The organism is Nocardiopsis camelliae, from assembly GCF_028993595.1.
Taxonomy (GTDB): Bacteria; Actinomycetota; Actinomycetes; order Streptosporangiales; family Streptosporangiaceae; genus Nocardiopsis; species Nocardiopsis dassonvillei.
In genome coordinates this window covers 1,262,865-1,288,711 of record NZ_CP118614.1, presented here as the reverse complement: position 1 = coordinate 1,288,711, position 25,847 = coordinate 1,262,865, and the positions used below count along the sequence as shown (strand labels likewise).

Below are 25,847 nucleotides of genomic sequence, written 5' to 3'. Positions count from 1 at the left end.
CGACGCGGGGGAAGGGCGGGTCAGAACGGGGCGAGCAGGCGCTCGGCCGCGGCCTGGAGCCGCCGCTCCACCTCGTCCACGTCACGGCGCCCCTTGAGGACCTCCACCAGCTCGAAGATCCACACGCTGGTCAGCGAGCCCACCAGGACGTAGCCGGTGCTGTCGCGGTCCACCCCGGTGCCGCCCTCCTCCTCGGCGCCCTCCAGGTTGCCGGTGGCCACCCGCCACACCAGGTCGGAGATGCGCAGGTCGAGCTCGATCTTGACCTCGGCCATGATGAGCGAGCGCACCAGCGCGTCGGCCAGCTCCGGCTCGCGCATCAGCCCGCGCGTGGCCCGCAGCAGGACGTCGACCGCGCGTTCGGCGGGGGTGTCGGCGGTGGGCGGACGGCGCACGATACCGCCCTCCAGCAGGTCCAGCTCCTCGGTGACCACGGCCACCACCAGATCCATCTTGGAGGGGAAGTACCGGTAGAGCGTGCCGAGGGCGACACCCGCGCGCTCGGCCACCGAACGCATCTGCATGGCCTCCACACCACCGCGCACGGCCAGCGCGGCCGCGGTCTGCACGATGCGCTTGCGGCGCTGGGTCTGACTTCGTGACATCGTTCCGCTCGCCGCCTGCACCGGCACAGGATCTCCCCTTCGTCGTCAGCCCGCGCGCTGCCCGCTCGCCGCGGCGCTGAAGCCCGTCGCCGACGCCCACCCGGAGGCGGCGGCTGTTACGAGAACACGTTATCCAACCGATTCCCCCGAAGACGGCCGGTCAAGCCCATGATCCTCACCTCATCGCCCGACGTAGCAGTAGCAATACGAAAAGCGGACCGGGGTTTTCGGATCGCCTGACAGGCTTTGTAGAATTTGTTCTCATTTGTGTACCGCGCATGAACACCACCCCTCCTCCGACCGTCCGGACGCCCGCCGCGCCGAACACGGCGACGCGCCCCGCCGGAGCACCGCCGCAGGGCACCCGACATAGGATCCCTTACCAACCGGCCCGACGCCGGTCCGAACACAACTGCCGAGTAACATAGGCACGCGCACGCCTGTCACCGGCCGACGGCGTCCGCGCCCACGGCGACCGGGCCCGCGACCCAACGAAGAGGTGGACTCTTGACCCAGTCGGGCACCACACCGAGCCCCCGGCCCCGTGCCGAGCGCCCCCTGCGCGTCGCCCTGCTGTCCTACCGCAGCAAGCAGCACGTCGGCGGACAGGGCGTGTACGTCCGCCACCTCTCACGCGAACTGGCCGCCCTGGGCCACGAGGTCACCGTCCTCTCCGGCCAGCCCTACCCCGTGCTGGACGAGGGCGTGACCCTGGAGAAGGTCCCCTCCCTGGACCTGTACAACGACGCCCACCCCTTCAAGGCACCGCCCGTGCGCGAGTGGCGCGACTGGATCGACGCCCTGGAGGTCGCCACCATGTGGACCGCCGGGTTCCCCGAGCCCCTCACCTTCTCCCTGCGCGCCAACCGCGAACTGCGCCGCCGCCTGGACGACTTCGACGTCGTCCACGACAACCAGACGCTGGGCTGGGGACTGCTCGGCATCAGGTCCGCCGGACTGCCCCTGGTCACCACCATCCACCACCCCATCAGCGTGGACCGCAGGATCGAACTGTCCGAGGCCCGGGGCCTGCACAAGCTCACCAAACGCCGCTGGTACGGGTTCGTGGGCATGCAGGCCAGGGTCGCCCGCCGACTCGACCCGATCCTGGTGCCCTCCCAGTCCTCCGCCGACGACATCGCCCGCGAGTTCGGCGTCTCCCCCGCCGCCATGGAGGTCACCCCGCTGGGCGTGGACTCCCGCCACTTCCACCCGCGCCCCGCGCTGGAGCGCGTACCGGGACGCATCGTGTGCACCGCCAGCGCCGACAGCCCCCTCAAGGGCGTGGCCGTCCTGCTGCGCGCCGCGGCCAAACTCGCCACCGAACGCGACATCACCCTGACCGTCGTCAGCAGACCCAAACCCGGCGGCCCCACCGACCAGCTGGTGGACGAGCTGAGCCTGCGCGACCGCGTCGAGTTCGTCAGCGGCATCGACGACACAGCCCTGGCCGAACTCATCGCCAGCGCGCAGGTGGCGGTCGTCCCGTCCTTCTACGAGGGGTTCTCCCTGCCCGCCGTGGAGGCCATGGCCTGCGCGACGCCGCTGGTGGCCAGCCGCGCCGGAGCACTGCCCGAGGTCGTGGGCACCGACGGGGACGCCGGGCGCCTGGTGCCCCCGGGCGACCCCGAGGTGCTCGCCGAGGCGCTGGCCGCCCTGCTCGACGACGACGCCGAACGCGAACGCATGGGCGCCGCCGCATGGCGCCGGGTCCAGGAGCGCTTCACCTGGAGGGCCGTCGCCGAACTGACCGCGCGCCGCTACGCCTCCACCGTCGACGCCGTGCGGGGCAACCGCCCCGCCGACGGCGGCGCGCAACCCGGGCCCGCCGAGCCCGCGTCCGCGCCGGCACCCGATCGGGCCCCCGCCAACGGCGCCTGACCGGCCCGGACAGCGCGCCGCCCCCGCGGGCCCCGCGCGACCCACCGCCCCGCGCCCGCGGCCGCGGAGCCCCAAGACCAGATCCCCGAGCCAGATCCCCAGGGAGCCTCCACTGATCACCGTCGACTTCAACCTGTTCCCCGTCGGCCCGGGCGACCGCGTGCTCGACCTGGGCTGCGGCGGCGGCCGCCACGCCTTCGAGGTCTACCGACGCGGCGCCGACATCGTGGCCTTCGACCAGAACGTCGCCGACCTCGCCGAGGTCGAGACCATGTTCGCCGCGATGCGCCACGAGGGCGAGGCTCCCGAGGAGGCCAGGGCCGAGACCGTCAAGGGCGACGCCCTGGACATGCCCTTCGACGACGCCGGCTTCGACCGCGTGGTCGCGGCCGAGATCTTCGAGCACATCCCGCACGACACCGCCGCGATGGCCGAGCTCTTCCGGGTGCTGCGGCCCGGCGGCATCGCCGCGGTGACCGTGCCCAGCTTCCTGCCCGAGCGCCTGTGCTGGGCCCTGTCGGAGGAGTACCACACCAACGAGGGCGGGCACATCCGCATCTACACACGCGCCGAGCTGGAGGCCAAGCTCAAGGCCACCGGCTTCGAGATCGGCCCGCACCACCACGCGCACGCCCTGCACGCCCCCTACTGGTGGATCAAGTGCGCGGTGGGCACCGACCGGGACGACCACCCGCTCGCCAAGGCCTACCACGACATGCTGGTGTGGGACATGCTCAAGGCCCCCGCCGTGACCCGCGTCGCCGAGCGCCTGCTCAACCCGGTCATCGGCAAGAGCGTGGTCGTGTACGTGCGCAAACCGCACGACGCCTGATGTCCGTCACCCCCGCGCCCACGACCGGAACGGCCCTCCACGACGCTCTGAGCCTGCCCGGCGTGCTCAACGCCGAGCAGCTGCACCGCTCCGCCTCCTACCTCGCACGCTGCCAGGAGGACAGCGGGGCCATCCCGTGGTTCCCCGGCGGGCACACCGACGTGTGGGACCACGTGGAGTGCGCCATGGCCCTGACCGTGACCGGCCGCAGCGCGCCCGGGCACGCCGAGGCGGCCCGGCGCGCCTACCTGTGGCTGGCCGACAGCCGCGCGCCCGGGGGAGGGTGGCCCGCCAAGTTCCGCCAGGGCGTCCCGGTGACGCCGCTGCGCGAGGCCAACCACGCCGCCTACCCCGCGGTGGGCCTGTTCCACCACCTGCTCGTCACCGGCGACACCGCGTTCGCCGAGCGGATGTGGCCGGTGGTCGAGGAGGGCCTGGAGTTCGTCTTGGCCCTGCGCGGTGAGCACGGCGAGATCCTGTGGGCCCGCTCGGAGAACGGCGCCCCGGGGGACCACGCCCTGCTGACGGTGTGCGCGAGCGTGCACCACGCGCTGCGCTGCGGCGCCGCCCTGGCCGCGCGCCTGGGCCGCTCCCGCCCCGCGTGGACGGCCGCCGCCGACCGCCTCGCGGTGCTCATCAACGGGCACGAGGACCTGTTCGCCGACCGGGGCCGCTTCTCGATGGACTGGTTCTACCCCGTCCTGGGCGGCGCCGTGCGCGGGGCCGCCGCCAAGGAGCGCATCGCCGAGCGCTGGGACCGCTTCGTGGTGCCCGGGCTGGGCGTGCGCTGCGTGAGCGACCAGCCGTGGGTGACCGCGGCGGAGACCTCGGAGCTGGTGCTGGCCCTGGCCGCCGTCGGCGACGTGGACGCGGGCGTGCGCCTCCTGCGGGACGTGCAGCACCTGCGCGACGCCGACGACGGCGTGTACTGGACGGGCTACCAGTTCGCCGAGCAGGTGCGCTGGCCGGTGGAGCGCAGCACGTGGACGTCGGCCGCCGTGATCCTGGCGGCGGACGCGCTCACCGGGACCACGCCGGGCTCGCGGGTCTTCCTGCACACCTGGGACGGTGGCCCCTCCGACTAGGAGGCCTACCCCGGACCCGCGCCACATCCAGCCCCCGATGGGCGTTCGCCCCCGCGGGCCGAGACCGGTTCGGGCCGACAGGGCCCGCTCCGCCGACCGGCGCGGGCCCGACACGGAGGACCCGGAACACGGGGGAGGGCCCGGCGGCGCGCCGCCGGGCCCTCCCCCGTTCTCACCGGCTCCGGTCACCACCGGAACCGGACCTCACCAGAGGTCGTCGCGTCTGGCCGGCGGGCTCTCACCACCGCCGCCACCGCCGCCGCCTTCCTCTCCGCCGCCGCCATCACCGGGGCCCGGTTCGGTCCCCGGGCCGGGGATCTCCGGCCACTCGGGCGTGGTGGGCTCCTCCGGCTCCACGGGCGTCTCGGGCGTGGTGGGCTCCTCCGGCTCGGCCGGCGTCTCCGGCTCCGCGGGCGCCTCCGGCTGCTGCGGCTGCTGGGGCTGCTCGGTGGACACGTCCGGAGCCCAGTTCTCGGTGGTGCCGCTGAAGGCCGGACTCGGGAACGAACCAGGCTCGTAACCCTCCATCGCGGTGCCCATGTACCGGTTCCACAGCGACGCCGGGAGCGTACCGCCCGACAGGGAGCCGTATCCCGGGATACTGAAGCTCTCGTTGTTGCCGCTGTAGATCCCCACCGCCGTGGACAGCTGCGGGGTGTAGCCGACGAACCAGGCCGCGACGCTGCCGTCGGTGGTACCGGTCTTGCCCGCGGTGGGGTGGTTGGCCAGCCGCGCCGCCGTACCGGTACCGCCGTTGACCACCTGCTGGAGGGCGTAGGTGACGTCGGCCGCGGTCGCCTCCTCCAGGGCCCTGTTGCTCTCCACCTCCGGGCGCACGTTCTCGCCCTCGGAGTCGATGATCTCCCGCACCACGTGCGTCTCGACGTGCACGCCGCCGTTGGCGAAGGTGGCGTACCCGCTGGCCTGGTCGACCGTGCGGGCACTGGAGGCGCCCAGCGGCATGACCGGAACCAGCTGGCTGTCGGGCACGCTCCCCTCGGGCCACCCCGCGGCGTAGACGGTGTCGCGCACGTTCTCGAAACCGACCTCCTGGGCCAGCTCGATGAAGCCGAGGTTGTTGGAGACCTGGGTGGCCTGCGTGAGCGTCATGACGCCGCCCGGCGAGTTGCCCGCGTTCTGGATGCGCGAGCCCGCGATGGTGCGCGGACCGCGCCCGTCCACCGTGGAGTTGAGGCTGTAGCCCTGCTCCAGTGCGGTGGCGAGCACGTAGGGCTTGAACGCCGAACCGGTCTGCGCGGCGCCGAGGAAGGAGCTGTCGTACTGGTTCTCCCAGTAGTCGTGCCCGCCGTAGAAGGCCAGGACCTCGCCCGTCGCCGGGTCAATGGTGGTCAGACCGACGTTGACGCCCTCGGGCCGGTCCTCGGGCGGTACCATCTCCTCCACAGCGGCGTAGGCGGCGTCCATCATGTCCTGGTCGAACGTGGTGACGATCCTGTAGCCCTGGCGGTTGATCTGGTCCTCGGTGTAGCCGAGCCGCTCCAGCTCGTTCATGGCCTCCTGGAGCATGTAGCCCTTGTAGCCGCTCAGGTCCGTGCCCTCGCTCGGCCGCTCGGGCTCGGGAGCCGGGAACTCCATCGCGTCGGCCTCGGCCTGGGTGATGGCCTCCGTGGTGACCATGCCGTTGACGACGTACTCCCAGCGCCGCTCCATCGAGGGAGTGGTCTCCACGTCGGCCTCACCGAAGGGGGTGGGCTGCTGGATGGCGGCGGCGAGGAACGCGGCCTCGGCGGGCTCCAGGTCCTGGACGTCCTTGTGGTAGTACGCCTGCGAGGCGGCCTGGACTCCGTAGGCGTTGCGACCGAAGTAGATGGTGTTGAGGTACTGCTCCATCACCCACTCCTTCGACTCGCTCCGATCGACCTTGAGGGCGATGATGATCTCCCGCACCTTGCGGGTGATGGACACGTCCCGGGAGATGCCCTCGTAGTAGTTGCGCACCATCTGCTGGGTGATGGTGGAACCGCCCTGGACCTGCTGGCCGGTGACGGTGGACCACACCGCGCGGGCGGTGCCGCTCACGGACACTCCGGGCTCGGTCCAGAAACCGCGGTCCTCCGCGGAGATGACCGCCTCGACGACGTGTTCGCCGCCCGAGGTCATCTCGTCGTAGGACAGGATCTCCCGGTGGGTGCCCCGGTAGGCGAACTCGCTCTCGCCGTCGGCGAAGTAGAAGGTGGAACCCTCCTCCAGGACGTCGGCCTTGGCCGCGTCCGGGACCTCCACGGTGCTGTAGAAGAAGGCGAAGACACCGCACCCGATGATGAAGAACACGCCGGTGACGATGAGGAAGACCCGCAGGATCCTCCACCAGAGGGGCTTCTTGGCCTTCTGACCGGCGCCGTTCTTCTTGCCCCGGGCCTTGGGGTCACCCGGGCCCTTGGGGCCGCCGGGCCCGGTACCGCCGGGGCCAGCCGGGCCCTTGGGGCCGCCAGGGCCGGTGGGACCGCTGGGGCCGCCGGAGTTGCTGGAACTGGTGGTGTCACCAAGGCCGGTGGGGCCGCCGTGCGCCCCGGAGTGGGCGGCGCCCGCTCCCGCGGCACCCGCCGCTCCGGCCGCCGCCGCGGCACCGGCCGCGGTGGCACCGGGGCGGGCGCCCCGGTCCTGCCCCTCGGAGGGCGACTCGGTCACGTAGGAGGAGAGGCGACGCGGCTCGGGCCACAAGGACGCCGTCTCGGCCGCGGAGGACTCGTCGATCCTCTGCTCTCCGTCACGGTCCGGAGCGACGGCGTCCGGAGCGGCGGGCACAGCGGACGCGGCGGCTCCGGCGGAACCGTCCTCGAAGTCCTGGACGTCGGTCACGGTACCGGCCACGGGGCTCTTGGGAACTCCCGTGTGCTCCTGCCCGCGGGGACTCCAGAGGTCTGTCCCGCCCTCCTTGGTGTCGGCGTTCCCGGAGGCGTCGTCGGACGTCTGCGCCGCCTCCGCGGAGGCGGCCGCGCGGACGGAGTCGAGCGAGATGGGCTCGGTCCGGTCGGACACCGGCGATGGGGGCTCGTCGGCGCCGGCCTTACCGTCCTGGTCGACGGACGTGTCGTCGGCCGCGGAGGGCGAGGCCGCCTGGGAGGACCGTCCGTCCCCCCGGACGCCGTCCTCACGCGCGTCGGACTCCTCCGCACCCGCGCGGTCGGCCGAGGCGGGGGAGCCGGCTGCGGGGGAGGCGTCGGAACCGTGCGCGTCGGCGGGGACGCCGGAGATCTCCTCCGCTGCGTCGTCGCCGGTGTCGTCGGAACCGAAACCCTGTTCCGCGAGGCTCTGGGCGACCTTGTCACGCAGGAAGGTACCGCTGGTCTTGAAGGTGACCGGGTTGATGAACTCCGGTTCGGGCTGCTCTCCTACGCTTTCCTCTCCTCCAGGAGTGTCATGAGTGGGTTGGTTCCCCTCGCTGGTGGGTACTCCACCCTCGGGAGTGTGCTTGTTGGACAGCTCTTCGGCAGAGGTGTTCCTGTTGTCCGGCGTGTCCTTGGGACGCTGTCCACCCGCCCCGCTTTCGCCGTGTGTGCTCTCGCTCAGTTCCCCGCCCCCATGGCAAATCACGTCCGGCACCCTGCCGTCCTGGTGTTGGACGCGCAAGTGCCCGGGATCGTTCAGTTCGAGTCAGGACCGAAGCGGTAATTCGGGGAATAACGCCGCCATCGCTCAGCCCTCAAGGCCACGATACCCGCCCGTAACCATGTCAAGTCCGAGCAGGTAAGCGTACTGTCACTTCTTACCCAAGGCTTACCCCGGGCAGTTGTGTATCGGAAAGACTGTTAGTCCGCTCACTTCCCCCGGGTGCGTTCGAGCACCCGCAGGGAGCCCACCGCTCGCATCTCCTCGAACTCCCCCGAGTCGAGGGCCTTCCGGTAGATGTTGTAGGGCGGTCGGCCGCCGTCCTCGGGGTTGGGGAACACGTCGTGGATGACGAGGGCCCCGCCGGGGGCGACGTGCGGACTCCAACCAGCGTAGTCGTTCTGGGCGGCCTCCTCGCTGTGGCCGCCGTCGATGAAGACCATGCCGAGCGGGGTGCCCCAGACAGCCGCGACATCGGTGGACCGGCCCACGAGCGCGATCACCTCGTCGTCCAGGCCCGCTCGGGTGATCGTGCGCCGGAAGTGCGGAAGGGTGTCGAACCTGCTCGTCGCCTCGTCCACCAGGGACGCGTCGTGGTACTCCCAGCCCTCCTGGTGCTCCTCCGAGCCCCGGTGGTGGTCGATCGTGAGGACCTTGACCCCGGTGGCACGGGCGGCCGCGCCGAGGAAGATCGTGGACTTACCGCAGTAGGTGCCGATCTCCACGATCGGCCCGACCCGGGCGTAGTCGACGGCGGTCTCGAAGAGGGCGGTGCCCTCGTCCGTGGGCATGAAGCCCTTCGCGGCCTCCGCGGCGGCCAGAAGCGCTGAGGGGATCGTCTTCGTCATGCGGAAATTGTCCCACCGGCGAAAACAGGAACGGACAGTGGACAGCGCGGGCGAACTACCGCGTCTTCGAGGGGGCGGCTGGTTGTCCACAGCACGGAACAGGCCCTGGCCTCGCCCGACCCGCATCCGGTTGTCTGGAAAGAAGGGGGGCCCACCCTAGCGTTCACAAACGCACAAACCCCCACACAAAAAAAAGGGGCGGACCCGCCCTAACAGGCACCCCACCCCCACACAAAAAAAGAGAGGCAGGGCCACCCCTAACAGGCAACCCCACCCCTCCTTCAAGAAAAACCGTGGCAGCGACCTACTCTCCCACCCCACCACAGGGCAGTACCATCAGCGCAAAGAGACTTAACGACCGGGTTCGGAAAGAGACCGGGTGTGACCCTCCAGCAATAACCACCACGGAAACCACACACCACCCACCCAACTCCACCCACCCCCACAGGGCAGGGAATCACAGTGAGCAGTAAACTCCGTGAAAAGTGTGCGCGAACATCCAATTATCTGCAGCGGACAAGCCCTCGGCCTATTAGTACCGGTCAGCTCCACCCCTCACAAGGCTTCCACACCCGGCCTATCAACCCCATCGTCTATAGGGAGCCTTACCCCCTCAAGGAGGCAGGAGACCTCATCTCGAAGCAAGCTTCCCGCTTAGATGCTTTCAGCGGTTATCCCTCCCGAACGTAGCCAACCAGCCATGCCCTTGGCAGGACAACTGGCACACCAGAGGTTCGTCCGTCCCGGTCCTCTCGTACTAGGGACAGCCCTTCTCAAGTCTCCAACGCGCACAGCGGATAGGGACCGAACTGTCTCACGACGTTCTAAACCCAGCTCGCGTGCCGCTTTAATGGGCGAACAGCCCAACCCTTGGGACCAACTCCAGCCCCAGGATGCGACGAGCCGACATCGAGGTGCCAAACCATCCCGTCGATATGGACTCTTGGGGAAGATCAGCCTGTTATCCCCGGGGTACCTTTTAGCCGTTGAGCGACACCGCTTCCACACGCCGGTGCCGGATCACTAGTCCCAGCTTTCGCTCCTGCTCGACACGTCCGTCTCACAGTCAAGCTCCCTTGTGCACTTACACTCAACACCTGATTACCAACCAGGCTGAGGGAACCTTTGGGCGCCTCCGTTACTCTTTGGGAGGCAACCGCCCCAGTTAAACTACCCACCAGACACTGTCCCCGAACCGGATCACGGTCCAAAGTTAGATGCCCGAAACAGTCAGAGTGGTATTTCACCAACGCCTCCACCGCCACTAGCGTGACAGCTTCACCGGCTCCCACCTATCCTACACAAACCATCCCAAACACCAATGTCAAGCTATAGTGAAGGTCCCGGGGTCTTTCCGTCCTGCTGCGCGAAACGAGCATCTTTACTCGTAGTGCAATTTCACCGGGCCCATGGTTGAGACAGTGGGGAAGTCGTTACGCCATTCGTGCAGGTCGGAACTTACCCGACAAGGAATTTCGCTACCTTAGGATGGTTATAGTTACCACCGCCGTTTACTGGCGCTTAGATTCCCAGCTTCGCAGGGGCGAACCCCCACTAACCAGTCCTCTTAACGTTCCAGCACCGGGCAGGCGTCAGTCCGTATACAGCGTCTTACGACTTCGCACGGACCTGTGTTTTTAATAAACAGTCGCTTCCCCCCGCTATCTGCGACCCCACCCAGCTCAGGATGCAAGATCCGTCACCAGACAGGGCTCCCCTTCTCCCAAAGTTACGGGGACAATTTGCCGAGTTCCTTAACCATGGTTCACCCGAACGCCTCGGTATTCTCTACCTGACCACCTGCGTCGGTTTAGGGTACTGGCCACACACGAACTCGCTAGAGGCTTTTCTCGACAGCATGGGATCACTCACTTCACCAAAAACGGCTCGGCATCACGTCTCAGCTCACATGAGAGGCGGATTTGCCAACCTCTCAGCCTACACGCTTACCCCCGGACAACCACCGCCGGGTAGAGCTACCCTCCTGCGTCACCCCATCACTTACCTACTACAAGCTCGGTTCCCAGACCAGTAAGTCAAAGCTCCCCGAAGGGACCCAAGACCACCAGCGTGGTTAGCATCACCTGATTCAGTACTGGACGCTCGTGCACGGGTACGGGAATATCAACCCGTTATCCATCGACTACGCCTGTCGGCCTCGCCTTAGGTCCAGACTCACCCTGGGCGGATTAACCTGCCCCAGGAACCCTTAGTCAATCGGCGGCAACGTTTCTCACGTTGCTTTCGCTACTCATGCCTGCATTCTCACTCGCACGCCCTCCACCACACGATCACTCGGCAGCTTCACCGGACGCACGACGCTCCCCTACCAACCCAAGAAACTAGTCTTGAGCTTCACAGCTTCGGCGGTGTGCTTTAGCCCCGCTACATTATCGGCGCAGAACCACTTGACCAGTGAGCTATTACGCACTCTTTAAAGGATGGCTGCTTCTAAGCCAACCTCCTGGTTGTCTCAGCAACTCCACAACCTTTCCCACTTAGCACACGCTTAGGGGCCTTAGCTGATGATCTGGGCTGTTTCCCTCTCGACTACGAAGCTTATCCCCCGCAGTCTCACTGCCACGCTTCACTTAACCGGCATTCGGAGTTTGTCTGACGTCAGTAACCTTGTCGGGCCCATCAGCCAAACAGTAGCTCTACCTCCAGCAAGAAACACGCGACGCTGCACCTAAATGCATTTCGGGGAGAACCAGCTATCACGGAGTTTGATTGGCCTTTCACCCCTACCCACACCTCATCCCCCAGGTTTTCAACCCTGGTGGGTTCGGGCCTCCACGAGGTCTTACCCCCGCTTCACCCTGGACATGGGTAGATCACTCCGCTTCGGGTCCACAGCATGCGACTCAAATCGCCCTATTCAGACTCGGTTTCCCTACGGCTACCCCACCCGGGTTAACCTCGCCACACACCATGACTCGCAGGCTCATTCTTCAAAAGGCACGCCATCACCAAACACGAAGTTCAGCTCTGACGGCTTGACAGCACACGGTTTCAGGTACTATTTCACGACCCCTCACCGGGGCACTTTTCACCTTTCCCTCACGGTACTAGTGCACTATCGGTCACCAGGACGTATTTTGGCTTAGCAGGTGGTCCTGCCAGATTCACACGGACTTTCACGGGCTCCGCGCTACTCGGGAATACATCCAACACCTAGGTTCTTCCTACACCTACGGGACTCTCACCCACTCCGGTACCGCTTCCCAACGGCTTCAGCTACAAGAACCACTCAGCGCTCCAGGTCGGCAGACCCAGACAGACGCATCCCACAACCCCGCAAACGCAACGACTGCCGTCTATCACACGCCTACGGTTTAGCCTCTTCCCCGTTCGCTCACCACTACTAGGAGAATCACTGTTGTTTACTCTTCCTACGGGTACTGAGATGTTTCACTTCCCCGCGTCACCACCAACCACCCTATACATTCAGATGGCGGCAACCCGACACAACTCGGGCTAGGTTTCCCCATTCGGACACCCACGGATCACAGCTCGGTTGACAGCTCCCCGTGGCCTATCGCGGCCTCCCACGTCCTTCATCGGCGCCTGGTGCCAAGGCATCCACCGTGTGCCACTATCACTTGGCCACTACAGATAATAAGATGCTCGCGCACACTATTCACAAATCAAAACACCAACCGCATACCCCAACACCACTCACATCCTCAGCCACAACGGCAAGGAACCGAGAGTTCTCAGAGGCGGTCCGCGGGAACCAACACCCGACCAGGCCCAAAGGCCACCAGCCGGAGGTTGTTTCCTCAGACACCCAACAGCGCGCCCCCGGACGCTTCTAGTCGCCCGAGGTCAAGTTCGATTCATCTTCAGCCACTCCCGAACAGCCCACACCCGAAGATGTGTCATGCTGCCGGGTCCACTTTCGAGTCCGGCCGGCTGTAGAAGTAATGCCGGCCTGTAAAGACTCCTTAGAAAGGAGGTGATCCAGCCGCACCTTCCGGTACGGCTACCTTGTTACGACTTCGTCCCAATCGCCAGCCCCACCTTCACTCACTCCCTCCCACAAGGGGTTAGGCCGCAAGTTTCGGGTGTTGCCGACTTTCATGACGTGACGGGCGGTGTGTACAAGGCCCGGGAACGTATTCACCGCGGCGTTGCTGATCCGCGATTACTAGCGACTCCACCTTCATGGGGTCGAGTTGCAGACCCCAATCCGAACTGAGACCGGCTTTTAGGGATTCGCTCCACCTTACGGTATCGCACGCCCATTGTACCGGCCATTGTAGCATGTTTGCAGCCCAAGACATAAGGGGCATGATGACTTGACGTCATCCCCACCTTCCTCCGAGTTGACCCCGGCAGTCTCCCATGAGTCCCCACCATTACGTGCTGGCAACATGGAACAAGGGTTGCGCTCGTTGCGGGACTTAACCCAACATCTCACGACACGAGCTGACGACAGCCATGCACCACCTGTCACCCGCCAACTAAATGACCTCACATCTCTGCGAGTCCACGGGTGATGTCAAACCTTGGTAAGGTTCTTCGCGTTGCGTCGAATTAAGCAACATGCTCCGCCGCTTGTGCGGGCCCCCGTCAATTCCTTTGAGTTTTAGCCTTGCGGCCGTACTCCCCAGGCGGGGCGCTTAATGCGTTAGCTACGGCGCGGAAACCGTGGAAAGTCCCCACACCTAGCGCCCAACGTTTACGGCATGGACTACCAGGGTATCTAATCCTGTTCGCTCCCCATGCTTTCGCTCCTCAGCGTCAGGTAAGGCCCAGAGACCCGCCTTCGCCACCGGTGTTCCTCCTGATATCTGCGCATTTCACCGCTACACCAGGAATTCCAGTCTCCCCTACCTACCTCTAGCATGCCCGTATCCACTGCAGAACCGGAGTTAAGCCCCGGTCTTTCACAGCAGACGCGACACGCCGCCTACGAGCTCTTTACGCCCAATAATTCCGGACAACGCTCGGACCCTACGTATTACCGCGGCTGCTGGCACGTAGTTAGCCGGTCCTTATTCCCCACCTACCGTCAACCCGAAGAGAACTTCGAGCCTGCGTTGGTGGTAAAAGAGGTTTACAACCCGAAGGCCGTCATCCCCCACGCGGCGTCGCTGCGTCAGGCTTTCGCCCATTGCGCAATATTCCCCACTGCTGCCTCCCGCAGGAGTCTGGGCCGTGTCTCAGTCCCAGTGTGGCCGGTCGCCCTCTCAGGCCGGCTACCCGTAATCGCCTTGGTAGGCCGTTACCCCACCAACAAGCTGATAGGCCGCGAGCCCATCCCTGACCGAAAAACTTTCCACCCTCCACCATGAGGTGGCGGGTCGTATCCGGTATTAGACGGCGTTTCCACCGCTTATCCCGGAGTCAGGGGCAGGTTGCTCACGTGTTACTCACCCGTTCGCCGCTCGTGTACCCCGAAGGGCCTTACCGCTCGACTTGCATGTGTTAAGCACGCCGCCAGCGTTCGTCCTGAGCCAGGATCAAACTCTCCATAAAGGTCACTCAACCCGACCCGGCCGTGAGGCCTGGGCGGGTAAACCTAGAAGTAATCCTGACCAACCGGGTTACCCCGGCTAATCAAAGGAACCTCCGCACACGAACCGGAATGGTTCTGTGTGACGGGGCCAAAACAAACATGGCTTAAAGAAAATCAAACACGCGCTGTTGAGTTCTCAAGAAACAACCGCTCTTCGTGTACAAGCTGCTGTGAGCTTTTCCGCCGAAGGCGTTGTGCGTTTCCGCTTTGTTGTGTCTTTACTTTATCAGGTGTTCCGCGCCCCGCCAAATCGGCGGTTTTTGCGAAATTGCACCGGATCAAGAAGACCGGTTCCTCTTTCGAGGCAACTCCCCGAGCCTACACGCCCCGAGCACATGCTCGAACCATCGAAGCCCTGGAGAGGAGGTCAGAACAGCGGCCCGGTTCCGAGTCGACCCCGTGGGGTGTCTCGCCGTCCCGCAGCGACCCGATCGATTTTAGGCAACCTCAGCGGCGGCGTCAAATCCGCCTGAGCTCGGAGGGGACTCCAGCCCGGGGCCTGGTCGTTCGTCGGCTTGCTTGTCGTCTGTCACTGTCCCTTCCCGTGGCCAGCGGGCCCAAACATGGGAGGTCGAGATTTTCCGTCCCCGGGGCGGGACCGCCCCGGGGACGGGGGCCGACGCGGCCCCCCGAACACGTCCGGGGGCCTCAGAGGATGTCCGCCAGCTCCCGGGCGAGCTTGCGGAAGGCGATCCCGCGGTGGCTGATCGCGTTCTTCTCCTCAGGGGACAGCTCCGCCGTGGTGCGGCTCTCCCCCTCGGGGACGAACACCGGGTCGTACCCGAAGCCGTTCTCCCCGCGGCGCTCGCGCACCAGACGGCCGCGCAGCACGCCCTCGGCGACGGCCTCGGTCCCGTCCGGCATCACCAGCACCGCCGCGCACACGAACGCGGCGCCCCTGCGCTCGGCCGGGGTGTCGGCCATCTGGTCCAGGACCAGGTCCAGGTTGGCCCGGTCCTGGTCGCCCGCGCCGAAGCGGCCGGCCCAGCGCGCGGACAGCACTCCGGGCATCCCGCGCAGTTCGTCCACGGCGATGCCGGAGTCGTCGGCGACGGCGGGCAGCCCGGTGTGCCCGGCGATGGCCCGCGCCTTGAGCAGCGCGTTGCCCAGGAAGGTCGCCTCGGTCTCGGGCACCTCCGGCGCGTCCGGGAAGGCGTCGAGGGAGAGCACCTCGGCCTCCACCCCGGCGTCGGCCAGGATGGCCCGCATCTCCGGGACCTTCTTCGCGTTGCGCGTGGCCAGGACGATCTTCACGGTTCCCCCTCCCCGGGGCGCACCGCCGGTACGGGCACCGGCCCGTGGGGTGGCGGTCACTCCGACAGTGCCTTCTTCTGGATCGCGGTCAGTTCCCCGCAGCCGGAGACCGCGAGGTCGAGCAGTTGGTTGAGCAGGTCCCGGTCGAAGGGGGCGCCCTCGGCGGTGCCCTGCACCTCGATGAACCTGCCGTCGCCGGTGATGACGACGTTCATGTCGGTGTCGGCGACCGAGTCCTCCAGGTAGTTCAGGTCCAGCCGGGGCTGGCCCTGGACCACGCCAACGCTGACCGCGGCCAGGGAGCCCGTCAGCGGGTTGTTCTTGAGCTTGCGGCGCTTGCGCAGCCACTTCATCGCGTCGGCGAGCGCCACGTAGGCGCCGGTGATCGCGGCGGTGCGGGTGCCGCCGTCGGCCTGGAGCACGTCGCAGTCCAGCGTGATGGTGTGCTCGCCCATCGCCTTGAAGTCCACGACGGCGCGCAGGGAGCGGCCGACCAGGCGGGAGATCTCGTGGGTGCGGCCGCCGATCTTGCCGCGGACCGACTCGCGGGAGCCCCGGGTGTCGGTGGAGCGGGGGAGCATCGCGTACTCGGCGGTGACCCACCCCTCTCCGGTGCCCCGGCGCCAGCGCGGGACGCCGTCCTCGACGCTGGCGGCGCACAGCACGCGGGTGTCCCCGAACTCGACGAGTACGGAGCCTTCCGCGTGGCGGAGCCAGTTGCGGGTGATGGTCACAGGGCGGAGTTGGGTCGGAACGCGTCCGTCAGGTCGGGCCATGGACAAGAGCGTATATCCGTGGAGTGCCCCGCGGTGCTGGAGTGCGCAACCGCGCGGCCGACCCCCGTCCCCAGTCAGCCGCCGACCGTGTGCACCTGGCCGCTGCGGGCCAGACCGATGGGCCCGGCGTAGGTGGAGCGCGCCTCGGTGAGGGTGACGTCGTCGTCGTTCCACGGCACCAGATGGGTCAGCAGCAGGCTGCGGGCGCGGGCCCGGCTGGCGTGTTCGCCCGCCTCGCTGCCCGTCAGATGCATGTCCTTGGGGTGGTCGAGGTGGTCCTGGAAGGCGGCCTCGCACAGGAACAGGTCGGTGTCGGCGGCCAGGTCCACCAGGGAGTCGCACACCCCGGTGTCACCGGAGTAGGCCATGGACGCGCCACCGTGCTCCAGGCGGATGCCGAAGGCCTCCACCGGGTGGTTGACGTGGTCGACACGGGCCTGGAAGGGGCCGATCCGGAACGGGCCGGGGGAGAGCTCGTGGAACTCGAACACCTCGGTCATGCCCGGGTCGGGCTCCAGACCGTAGGCCTCGGCCATCCGCCGGGCCACGCCCCCGGGCCCGTAGACCGGGATGCGGGGTTTGGCGCCGCCCGGGTGGTAGGCCCTGGCCACCCAGTACGAGCACAGGTCGAAGCAGTGGTCGGCGTGCAGGTGGCTCAGGTAGACGGCGTCGACGGAGTAGATGTCGACGTGCCGCTGGAGAGTTCCGAGCGCGCCGTTGCCCATGTCGAGCAGGAGGCGGTAGCCGTCCGCTTCGAGCATGTAGGAGGAAGCCGGGCTGTCCGGCCCGGGGAAGCTCCCCGAGGACCCGATAATCGTGAGTCGCACGTCGTCGTCGCCTTCTCGATGGGCCGCGCGGCGTCCGTGGCACTCCCGTCGAGAGTCTGTGCGGAGTGCGGATGGCGGCTGGTTCTGCGGATGTCCCGTTGTTACGGGTGTACCCCAATGCCCGCCCGGGTGGTACAAAATGTGGCCCGCGTCTCACGCGACCTCGATCACGTGTGAATTTTTCACACCGCTTGACGACGTATGTCTTGTTTGTTCGAGGCGTGTTTCCACGGTGTTCAGAACGGCGCGGAGGCCGACACCCGAAGGTGCCGGCCTCCGCAGGGCCCGGACCGCCGCTCCCGTACGCGTCGCGACGGGCACCGGACGGGTCGTCCAGGCTCCGGAGCCTAGGCCCAGAGCTGGCCGTCGAGGCGTTCCTCTGCCTCCTCCAGCGTGCCCTCGTAGGCGCCGGTGGACAGGTACTTCCACCCGGCGTCGGCGATGACGAACGCGATGTCGGCGCTCTCCCCCGCCTTCTCGGCCTTGCGGGCCATGCCCAGCGCGGCGTGCAGGGCGCCGCCGGTGGAGACTCCCGCGAAGATGCCCTCCTTGTCCAGGAGTTCCCGGGTCCGCCTGAGGGCGGCTTCGGAGGGCACGGAGAAGCGGGTGGTGAGCACGGACTCGTCGTAGAGCTCGGGCACGAACCCCTCGTCGAGGTTGCGCAGCCCGTACACCAGCTCGCCGTACCGGGGCTCGGCCGCCACGATCTGCACGCCGGGCCGGTGTTCCCGCAGGTAGCGGCCCACGCCCATGAGGGTGCCGGTGGTGCCCAGCCCCGCCACGAAGTGGGTGATCCCCGGCAGGTCGGCGAGGATCTCGGGCCCGGTGGTCTCGTAGTGGGCCCGGGCGTTGGCCGGGTTGCCGTACTGGTAGAGCATCACCCAGTCGGGGTGGGCCGCGGCCATCTCCTTGGCGACGCGGACGGCCTCGTTGGAGCCGCCCGCGGCTTCGGAGAAGTGGACCTCGGCGCCCCACATGGCCAGCAGCTGCTTGCGCTCGGCGGAGGTGTTCTCCGGCATGACGCAGACCATGCGGTAGCCGCGCAGCTTGGCGACCATGGCCAGCGAGATGCCGGTGTTCCCCGACGTCGGCTCCAGGATGGTGCACCCCGGGGAGAGCAGCCCGTCCTTCTCGGCCTGTTCGATCATGAAGAACGCGGCGCGGTCCTTGATCGAGCCGGTGGGGTTGCGGTCCTCCAGTTTCGCCCAGAGCCGGACCTGCGGCGAGGGCGAGAGCCGGGGCAGGCCGACGAGCGGCGTGCCGCCGAGGGAGTCGAGCAGGGAGTCGTAGCGCATGTGCGGCCTAGCGGCTTCCGCCGGCCACAGCCGGCAGGATCGTCACGTTGTCGCCGTCGGAGAGCTCGGCCTCCAGACCGCCGACGAAGCGCACGTCCTCGTCGTTGAGGTAGACGTTGACGAAGCGGCGCAGCTTGCCGTCGGCCACCAGGCGCTCGGCGATGCCGGGGTAGCGGCTGTCCAGGTCGGCGAACAGCTTGCCGAGGGTGTCGCCGGACCCCTCGACGACCTTGGCGTCGTCGGTCAGGTTGCGCAGGATGGTCGGAATGCGGACCTCGATGGCCATGAGGGTTTCTCCGTTAGCGGTCGTTGGTGTGCGTTCATTGCCAACAGGGGGCGCGCGGTGCCCATTCCTGGGCGCCGCCCGGTGTGGTGTGGAACCTAAGGGGCGGTCGCGGCGCCGTCGCCGGGCCCGGTGACCTCCACCGGTTCCTCGGTGACCTGGCCGTCGACGATCCGGTAGGAGCGGAACTCGACGGTGTCGGGCTCGCGCGTGGACACGAGCACGTAGTGGGCGCCCGGCTCGGACGCGTAGGAGACGTCGGTGCGCGAGGGGTAGGCCTCGGTCGCGGTGTGGGAGTGGTAGATCACGACGGGTTCCTCGTCGCGGTCGTCCATCTCCCGCCAGACCTTGAGCTGTTCGAGGGAGTCGAACCGGTAGAAGGTCGGCGACCGTTCGGCGTTGACCATCTCGACGAGGCGTTCGGGGCTGTCGGAGCCCTCGGGTCCGGCCACGACGCCGCACGCCTCGTCCGGGTGGTCGCGGCGGGCGTGTGCGACGATCCTGTCGTAGATCGCGCGATCAATCCTCAGCATGCTCACCAGGGTACCTACATCCGGTTCCCTACCAACCAAATGGGTATTGTTGGCGAACGCCGAGGCCGCGGCGGCCCGGTGCTGGTGGGGGCGACCTCGTCCGTCCCACCCGGCACGGATTAGGCTCGTGCGCATGAGCGAGGACAGCAGCAGCGCGCTGCTCACCGACCACTACGAACTGACGATGCTCCAGGGGGCGCTGCACAGCGGCGCCGCCGCCCGTCACTCGGTGTTCGAGATGTTCGCCCGACGGCTGCCGGAGGGGCGCAGGTACGGGGTCGTGGCCGGAACGGGCCGCTTCCTGGAGCTGCTGGAGCGGTTCCGGTTCGGCACGGAGGAACTCGACTTCCTGTCCGACAACGGGGTCGTGGACGAGCGCACCGTGGAGTGGCTGGCCGACTACCGGTTCTCGGGCAACGTGTGGGGTTACGGCGAGGGCGAGGTGTACTTCCCCGGCTCGCCGATCCTGGTGGTGGAGGGCTCCTTCGCCGATGCCGTGCTCCTGGAGACGCTGGCGCTGTCGGTGTACAACCACGACAGCGCGATCGCCTCGGCCGCGACGCGGATGGCGGTGGCGGCGGGCGGTCGGCCGCTGATCGAGATGGGTTCGCGGCGCACGCACGAGCGGTCCGCGGTCGCCGCGGCCCGCGCCGCCTACGTCGCGGGGTTCGCCACCTCCTCCAACCTGGAGGCCGGGCGCTCCCACGGCGTGCCCACCGGCGGAACGGCCGCGCACGCGTTCACGCTGCTGCACGACAGCGAGCGGCACGCGTTCAAGGCGCAGCTGGAGTCCCTGGGCGAGGGGACGACCCTGCTGGTGGACACCTACGACGTGGAGCGCGCGGTGCGCACCGCCGTGGAGCTGGCCGGGCCCGGGCTGGGCGCGGTGCGGATCGACTCGGGCGACCTGGCCGCCCACGCCGGGCGCGTGCGGGCGCAGCTGGACTCCCTGGGCGCGACGGACACCCGCATCGTGGTGACCGGGGACCTGGACGAGCACTCCATCCAGGCCCTGGCGGTGGCGCCGGTGGACGGCTACGGGGTGGGCACCTCCCTGGTGACCGGTTCGGGCGCGCCGACGGTGTCCCTGGTGTACAAGCTGGTGGCGCGGGCGCGCGGCCTGGAGGAGGACGCACCGCTGGAGCCGGTGGCCAAGCGCTCGGTGGGCAAGCCGAGCCGGGGCGGGCGCAAGTGGGCGTCGCGGCGGCTGGACGACAAGGGGACGGCCGTGTCCGAGGACGTCTACCCCCACCCTCCGTCCCCGCAGGTGGGAACGCGCCCGCTGCTGCGGCCCCTGGTCGCCGACGGCACGGTGGTGGGCCACGAGAGCGTGCACGAGGCCCGGGAGCGGCACCGGGCGGCGGTGGCGGAGCTGCCCGAGGAGGCCCTGCGGATGTCGCGCGGCGAGGCCGCGCTGCCGACGGTGTTCCACTAGAGGATGTCGCGTGAGGGCCCGCGCACCGGCGGACGGCCGTCCGGGTGACCTCCGACACGGGGGTCGGCGCGGGTCGGACCGGCGGTGGTGCACGGACCAGGGCGGATCCGACGACAAGGAAAGGGGTGCCGCTGTGAGGGCGCTCATCGTGGTGGACGTGCAGAAGGACTTCTGTGAGGGAGGGAACCTGGGGGTGGCGGGCGGGGCCAGCACCGCGGCCGCCGTCACCGAGTACGCCCGTGCGAGCGACTACGACCACGTGGTGGCCACGCGCGACTTCCACATCGACCCGGGGAAGCACTTCTCGGAGGAGCCCGACTTCGTGGACAGCTGGCCGCGCCACTGCGAGGCGGGCACGCCCGGGGTGGAGTTCCACCCCGGCTTCGACGCCTCGCTGGCCGAGGAGGTCTTCGACAAGGGGCACTACACGGCCGCCTACAGCGGTTTCGAGGGCGTGACCGGGGAGGGCGGGGTCACGCTGGGTTCGTGGCTGCGCGAGCGCGGCGTGGACGAGGTGGACGTGGTGGGCATCGCCATGGACCACTGCGTGAAGGCGACCGCCCTGGACGCGGTGGCCGAGGGTCTGCGCACGCGGGTGCTGCTCGGTCTGACCGCCGGGGTGTCGCGCCCGACCGTGGACGCGGCGCTGGAGCGGCTGCGCGAGGCGGGCGTGGAGCTGGAGGGCGAGCCGCTGGTCGGCTGAGGCCCCGTCCGGGGCAGAGGGCAGGGGCGGCGGCGCGCGACGCCGCCCCCGCGTGTCAGACGACGCCGACGGCGGCGCGCACGCGCTCCAGGGTGGCGCGGGCGCGCTCGCGGGCGCGCTCGGACCCGGCAGCCAGGACGGCGTCGATCCGGGACGGGTCGGCCATCAGCTCCTCGTAGCGCTCCCGCTTGGGGCCCAGCTCGGCGTTGATCGCCTCGAACAGCTCGTTCTTGAGGTCGCCCCAGCCCATGCCGCCCGCCTCCAGGCGCTTGCGCACCTCGGAGACCTTCTGGGCGTCGGCGAAGTGCGTGAGCAGCTGGAAGGGCACCGAGCTGTCGGGGTCCTTGGGATCCTCGACCGGCGTGGAGTCGGTGGGGATGCGGCGCACGGCCTTCTTGAGCTTGTTCTCCGGCAGGAAGAGCGGGATGTGGTTGTCGTAGGACTTGCTCATCTTGCGGCCGTCGACGCCGGGCAGGATGCTCGCGTCGCTGTCGTCGATGACGCCCTTGGGGACGGGGAAGCTGTAGGCCCCGCCGAAGCGGTGGTTGAAGTACCCGGCGATGTCGGCGGTGTACTCGATGTGCTGGGACTGGTCGCGGCCCACGGGGACGTGGGTGCCCTCCATGACGAGGATGTCGGCGGCCATGAGGATGGGGTAGTTGTACAGCCCCATGTTGATCCCGGCGTCCAGGTCGGTGATCCCGGCCTCGTTGTTGCGGTCGCGGGCGGCCTTGTAGGCGTGCGCGCGGTTCATGAGGCCCTTGGGGGTCAGGGCGCTCAGGACGGTGGTGAGCTCGAAGGTCTCGGGCACCCGGGACTGCTGGTAGACGATCGTCCGCTCGGGGTCGAGCCCGCACGCGAGCCAGGTGGCAGCGCCTGACCGGATGCTGTGGCGGAGCTCGTCGGCGTCCTTGATGGTGTTGAGCGCGTGGTAGTCGGCGATGAAGTAGTAGGTGTCGTAGGCCGTGGCCGCGCTCAGGGCGGGCTTGATCGCGCCGATGTAGTTGCCCAGGTGGAAGTCGCCGGTGGGCTTGATCCCGGTCAGGTACGTGTTCGCTGCCATGGGGCCAAGCCTAGCGGCGGCCGGGCCCGCGCACGGCCCCGGCCACGCGCCCGGCGGGAGGCGGCCCGCGCCCGGGACCGCCGCCGCGTCAGGCGCGGAAGGCCGCCCAGTGCTCGACCATGCGCGCGGCCTGGCCCTCGGTGAAGTGGGTCATGCAGGCGTCGTCGCTGTAGTTCATGAAGTTGGTGACGGGGTCCTCGCCCTCCTGCTCGGGGCAGGTGTCGCGGCCCTCGGGGCAGCCGGAGGCGGCCTCGCGCTCGTAGGCGGTGTCGTCCACGTAGTCGCCTGGCGAGGAGCAGCCGTTCTGGAAGGTGTGGAAGAGCCCGAGCCAGTGGCCCACCTCGTGGGTACCGGTGTGGCCGAGGTTGAACCGGTCGCGGTCGCCGCCGGGCAGGGTGTCGTGGGAGATCACCACGCCGTCCTGTTCGGGCGCGTCCTCGTAGTCCTGGGGGAAGGAGGAGTAGCCGAGCAGGCCGGTGCCCAGGTTCGAGGTGTAGATGTTGAGGGTCTCCGCGTCACCCCGGCGCAGTTCGGCGTGGACGGTGTCGCGGTGTTCGGCGAAGCTGGTGAACCACTCGTCGTTGGTGGTGCGGGTGACCTCGCTGAGCTCGAAGCGGAAGCCGGTGTCGATGGGTGCGGCGGCGCCCGCGCCCCCCGCCCGGCGGGCCGCCTCGGCGGCCTGGGCCGGGTCCGCGGCGGTGTCGCCGCCGTAGGCGGCGTTGAGGACGTCGATCTGCCTTTGGACGCGTTCGTCGCTGACCTCGCCGCGGCCGTCCTCGGCGGAGATGACGTGCACCACGACCGGGACGGTGTGGGGCGGCTGGAGCTCCTGCCCCCGCAGGGGCACGAGTGCCTCCTGGAGCTGCTGTTCGTACAGGGCCGCCTGACGCGGCGTCACCTCGCTGCCGCCGGTGGGCCGACCGGCCGCGTCCGGGTCGGTGACCCTGGCGGCGCCTGGCAGGCAGGGCTCCAGCGGTTCGGACTCCCCCTGCGCCGACTGGGCGCGCGGGGAGTCGGTCGCTACGGTGCCGGGCGCCGTGACCGTGACCATTCCGGCCAGGGCGAACCCGCACATCAGAAGTCCGGTGCAGAGCGCGGCTGAGCCGCCGCGAGGGCTGTGTCCACTCATCTCACACAAGGTAATGAAGCGGACACGAAGGGCTTATGGGACATGCGCGAGCTTGCGAAGTGTTTGCCCGTTTCGGGTGGTCTACCGCCCGCCGACGGCCCAGACGCGGATCTTGGCGATCCGCTCGCGGATCTGCGCCGGGGTGGCCTGCGCGACGGGCGGCCCGCCGCAGGCGCGGCGCAGCTCGTTGTGGATCACCCCGTGCGGCTTGCCGGTGCGGTGGTGCCAGGCGCCCACGAGGCCGCTCAGCTCGCGGCGCAGGTCGACCAGGACCTGGTGGGTGGGCCCGTCCTCCTCGGCGGGCTCCTCCACCTTGCGGGCCTTGACCTCGCTCGCCTTGAGGTCGGCCTTGCGCTTGCGCAGGAGCTGGGAGACCTGCTGCGGGTCGAGCAGACCGGGCAGGCCCAGGAAGTCCTCCTCCTCCGTGGAGCCCGGAGCGCCGCCGTACTCGGCCCCGTCGTAGAGGGCGCGGTCGAACTCCGCCGCCGACTCCATGGTCTCGAAGGGCAGTTCCTCCCCGGCGTCGGGGGTGTCCCGCTTCTTGTTGGCCTCCCGGAGCAGGTCCTCCTCCGGGTACTCGTCGCCCTCCCCCGGGGTCCGGTCGAGCACGTGGTCGCGCTCGCGCTCCATCTCGCCCGCGTACTCCAGCAGGGTGGGCACGGAGGGCAGGAAGACCGAGGCGACCTCGCCGCGCTGGCGCACGCGCACGAAACGGCCGATGGCCTGGGCGAAGAACAGCGCCGTGCTGGTGGAGGTGGCGTACACGCCCACCATCAGCCGGGGTACGTCCACTCCCTCGGAGACCATGCGCACCGCGACCATCCAGCGGTCGTCGCCCGCGGCGAACCGGGAGATCTTCTTGGAGGCCCCGGGGTCGTCGGACAGGATGACCGTGGCGCCCTTGCCGGTGATCTGGCGCAGGATGCGCGAGTAGGCGCGGGCGTTCTCGTGGTCGCTGGCGATGACCAGGGCCCCCGCGTCGGGGTGGGTCTTGCGGACCTCGGTCAGGCGGCGGTCGGCGGCCTGGAGCACCCGCTTGATCCAGTCGCCCTTGGGGTCCAGGGCGGCCCGCCACGCCTGGGAGAGCGCGTCCTGGGTGAGGGGTTCGCCCAGCCTGGCGGCGAGCTCGTCGCCCGCGCGGGTGCGCCAGCGCATCTCGCCGGAGTAGGCCATGAAGATGACGGGGCGCACGACCCCGTCGGACAGGGCGGGCCCGTACCCGTAGCTGTAGTCCCAGGAGCAGCGGCGGACCCCGGCGCCGTCCTGGACGTAGTCGACGAAGGGGATGGGGTTGATGTCGGACCGGAACGGGGTTCCGGTCAGGGAGAGGCGGCGCCCCGCCGGGTCGAAGGCCTCGCGGGCCGCGTCGCCCCAGGACAGGGCGTCCCCGGCGTGGTGCACCTCGTCGAAGATGACGAGGGTCTTGCGCGCCTCGGTCCGGTTGCGGTGCAGCATCGGGTGGGCGGCGACCTGGGCGTAGGTGACGGCCACGCCGACGTACTGGCGGCCCAGGGCGCCCTGCCCGTTGCGGAAGTCGGGGTCGATGGCGATGCCGAACCGGGCGGCCGCCTCGGCCCACTGCTTCTTGAGGTGGTCGGTGGGGCACACGATGGTGATGGCGCGCACCGTGTGCCGCTGGAGGAGTTCGCTGGCCAGGGTGAGGGCGAAGGTGGTCTTGCCCGCACCGGGGGTTGCCACGGCGAGGAAGTCCCGCGGTTCCCGGCGGAAGTACTCCTCGAACGCCTCCCGCTGCCATGCGCGGAGGCCTCTGAGCCGGTCCTCCGTCGTGGTCTGCGTCACCGTCATGCTGCGAACCGTCCCCCGTTAATCACCCCCACGAGGTTAGCGGGCACCGTGGACCGTTCCGGGAGGCAGGCCAGTGGCGCCGCGCACACGGCGTGTCCCGGCCGCCCGGAAGGCCGCCGGTTCCCGCCGGTCGCCCCGTCGTCCACACACGTCCCGGACTACCCGGACGCCCCGTCCGTCCCCGCTTCCCCGCCGCCCCCGGGCTCCGCGCCGCTCCCGGTCTGGGAGCCCTCCACGTCGACGGCGCCGTCGTTGAAGGGCATGTGCGGCGAGATCGCCGGGAAGGCGAAGAACCACAGCAGCAGGGCGGCGCCCACCACCAGTCCGAGCGCCAGGATGAGCTTGGAGACCCACGGACCGGGCAGGACACGCCAGATCAGACCGTACATTCGCGTTCC

18 protein-coding genes and 3 rRNA genes are annotated in these 25,847 nt (G+C 68.6%); 5 read left to right on the top strand and 16 right to left on the bottom strand.

Annotated elements, in window-relative coordinates:
• Positions 1-20: 20 nt before the first annotated feature.
• Entirely contained in the window at positions 21-632 is a 612-nt protein-coding gene (locus tag PV789_RS05910; RefSeq protein WP_274976482.1) for a TetR family transcriptional regulator, read from the bottom strand.
• 480 nt (positions 633-1,112) lie between these two features.
• Between PV789_RS05910 and PV789_RS05905 the strand changes: the two genes are divergently transcribed.
• The 3 genes from PV789_RS05905 (at position 1,113) to PV789_RS05895 (ending at position 4,403) form a co-directional block, all read left to right on the top strand.
• Positions 1,113-2,486 carry a glycosyltransferase family 4 protein gene (locus PV789_RS05905; protein WP_274976481.1) on the top strand — a complete coding sequence of 458 codons (1,374 nt, stop codon included), beginning with the start codon at positions 1,113-1,115 and terminating at the stop codon, positions 2,484-2,486.
• A 112-nt stretch (positions 2,487-2,598) separates the two neighbouring features.
• Complete coding sequence (locus tag PV789_RS05900; RefSeq protein WP_302475398.1) at positions 2,599-3,318, top strand: class I SAM-dependent methyltransferase; 720 nt, start codon at positions 2,599-2,601, stop codon at positions 3,316-3,318.
• Positions 3,318-4,403: a prenyltransferase gene (locus PV789_RS05895; RefSeq protein ID WP_274976480.1), complete on the top strand. Its 1,086-nt coding sequence runs from the start codon at positions 3,318-3,320 to the stop codon at positions 4,401-4,403. The genes PV789_RS05900 and PV789_RS05895 overlap by 1 nt, the downstream gene beginning before the upstream one ends.
• Before the next feature lie 204 nt (positions 4,404-4,607).
• Here the strand turns inward: PV789_RS05895 and PV789_RS05890 are convergent, their stop codons facing one another.
• From PV789_RS05890 to PV789_RS05840, 11 genes are all read right to left on the bottom strand, one after another.
• Complete coding sequence (locus tag PV789_RS05890; RefSeq protein WP_274976479.1) at positions 4,608-7,967, bottom strand: transglycosylase domain-containing protein; 3,360 nt, start codon at positions 7,965-7,967, stop codon at positions 4,608-4,610.
• A gap of 215 nt (positions 7,968-8,182) precedes the next feature.
• Positions 8,183-8,821: a class I SAM-dependent methyltransferase gene (locus PV789_RS05885; protein ID WP_274976478.1), complete on the bottom strand. Its 639-nt coding sequence runs from the start codon at positions 8,819-8,821 to the stop codon at positions 8,183-8,185.
• A 291-nt stretch (positions 8,822-9,112) separates the two neighbouring features.
• Positions 9,113-9,228: ribosomal RNA gene (rrf, locus tag PV789_RS05880) — 5S ribosomal RNA — on the bottom strand.
• A 104-nt stretch (positions 9,229-9,332) separates the two neighbouring features.
• Positions 9,333-12,430, bottom strand: a 23S ribosomal RNA gene (locus PV789_RS05875).
• A gap of 342 nt (positions 12,431-12,772) precedes the next feature.
• Positions 12,773-14,305, bottom strand: a 16S ribosomal RNA gene (locus PV789_RS05870).
• The 16S, 23S and 5S rRNA genes sit together here, the layout of an rRNA operon.
• Positions 14,306-14,993: 688 nt before the next feature.
• Complete coding sequence (rdgB, locus tag PV789_RS05865; RefSeq protein WP_274976477.1) at positions 14,994-15,599, bottom strand: RdgB/HAM1 family non-canonical purine NTP pyrophosphatase; 606 nt, start codon at positions 15,597-15,599, stop codon at positions 14,994-14,996.
• 56 nt (positions 15,600-15,655) lie between these two features.
• Positions 15,656-16,375 (bottom strand): ribonuclease PH, encoded by a 720-nt coding sequence (gene rph, locus PV789_RS05860; protein ID WP_274976476.1) that lies wholly within the window; start codon positions 16,373-16,375, stop codon positions 15,656-15,658.
• Positions 16,376-16,449: 74 nt separating this feature from the next.
• Positions 16,450-17,202: an MBL fold metallo-hydrolase gene (locus PV789_RS05855; RefSeq protein ID WP_274976475.1), complete on the bottom strand. Its 753-nt coding sequence runs from the start codon at positions 17,200-17,202 to the stop codon at positions 16,450-16,452.
• A 347-nt stretch (positions 17,203-17,549) separates the two neighbouring features.
• Positions 17,550-18,497, bottom strand: coding sequence for a PLP-dependent cysteine synthase family protein (locus PV789_RS05850; protein ID WP_274976474.1), 948 nt, complete (start codon positions 18,495-18,497; stop codon positions 17,550-17,552).
• Between the two features lie 7 nt (positions 18,498-18,504).
• Positions 18,505-18,783, bottom strand: coding sequence for a MoaD family protein (locus PV789_RS05845; protein ID WP_274976473.1), 279 nt, complete (start codon positions 18,781-18,783; stop codon positions 18,505-18,507).
• A gap of 95 nt (positions 18,784-18,878) precedes the next feature.
• On the bottom strand, positions 18,879-19,313 hold the full coding sequence (locus PV789_RS05840; RefSeq protein ID WP_017567443.1) for a M67 family metallopeptidase: 435 nt from the start codon (positions 19,311-19,313) through the stop codon (positions 18,879-18,881).
• Positions 19,314-19,446: 133 nt separating this feature from the next.
• On the opposite strand from PV789_RS05840, the gene PV789_RS05835 reads away from it, so the two are divergent.
• Both PV789_RS05835 and PV789_RS05830 read left to right on the top strand, forming a co-directional pair.
• Entirely contained in the window at positions 19,447-20,748 is a 1,302-nt protein-coding gene (locus PV789_RS05835) for a nicotinate phosphoribosyltransferase (RefSeq protein ID WP_274976472.1), read from the top strand.
• Positions 20,749-20,881: 133 nt separating this feature from the next.
• Positions 20,882-21,451, top strand: coding sequence for a nicotinamidase (locus PV789_RS05830; RefSeq protein WP_212641270.1), 570 nt, complete (start codon positions 20,882-20,884; stop codon positions 21,449-21,451).
• A 55-nt stretch (positions 21,452-21,506) separates the two neighbouring features.
• Here PV789_RS05830 and PV789_RS05825 read toward each other — a convergent pair whose 3' ends face one another.
• From PV789_RS05825 to PV789_RS05810, 4 genes are all read right to left on the bottom strand, one after another.
• Positions 21,507-22,514 (bottom strand): tryptophan--tRNA ligase, encoded by a 1,008-nt coding sequence (locus PV789_RS05825; protein ID WP_274976471.1) that lies wholly within the window; start codon positions 22,512-22,514, stop codon positions 21,507-21,509.
• Positions 22,515-22,602: 88 nt separating this feature from the next.
• A complete protein-coding gene (locus PV789_RS05820) occupies positions 22,603-23,589 on the bottom strand; it encodes a zinc metalloprotease (RefSeq protein ID WP_274978058.1) in 987 nt (328 codons plus the stop codon).
• Positions 23,590-23,724: 135 nt separating this feature from the next.
• Positions 23,725-25,449 (bottom strand): DEAD/DEAH box helicase, encoded by a 1,725-nt coding sequence (locus tag PV789_RS05815; protein ID WP_274976470.1) that lies wholly within the window; start codon positions 25,447-25,449, stop codon positions 23,725-23,727.
• A 158-nt stretch (positions 25,450-25,607) separates the two neighbouring features.
• Entirely contained in the window at positions 25,608-25,838 is a 231-nt protein-coding gene (locus PV789_RS05810) for a hypothetical protein (protein WP_274976469.1), read from the bottom strand.
• Between the last annotated feature and the right edge of the window lie 9 nt (positions 25,839-25,847).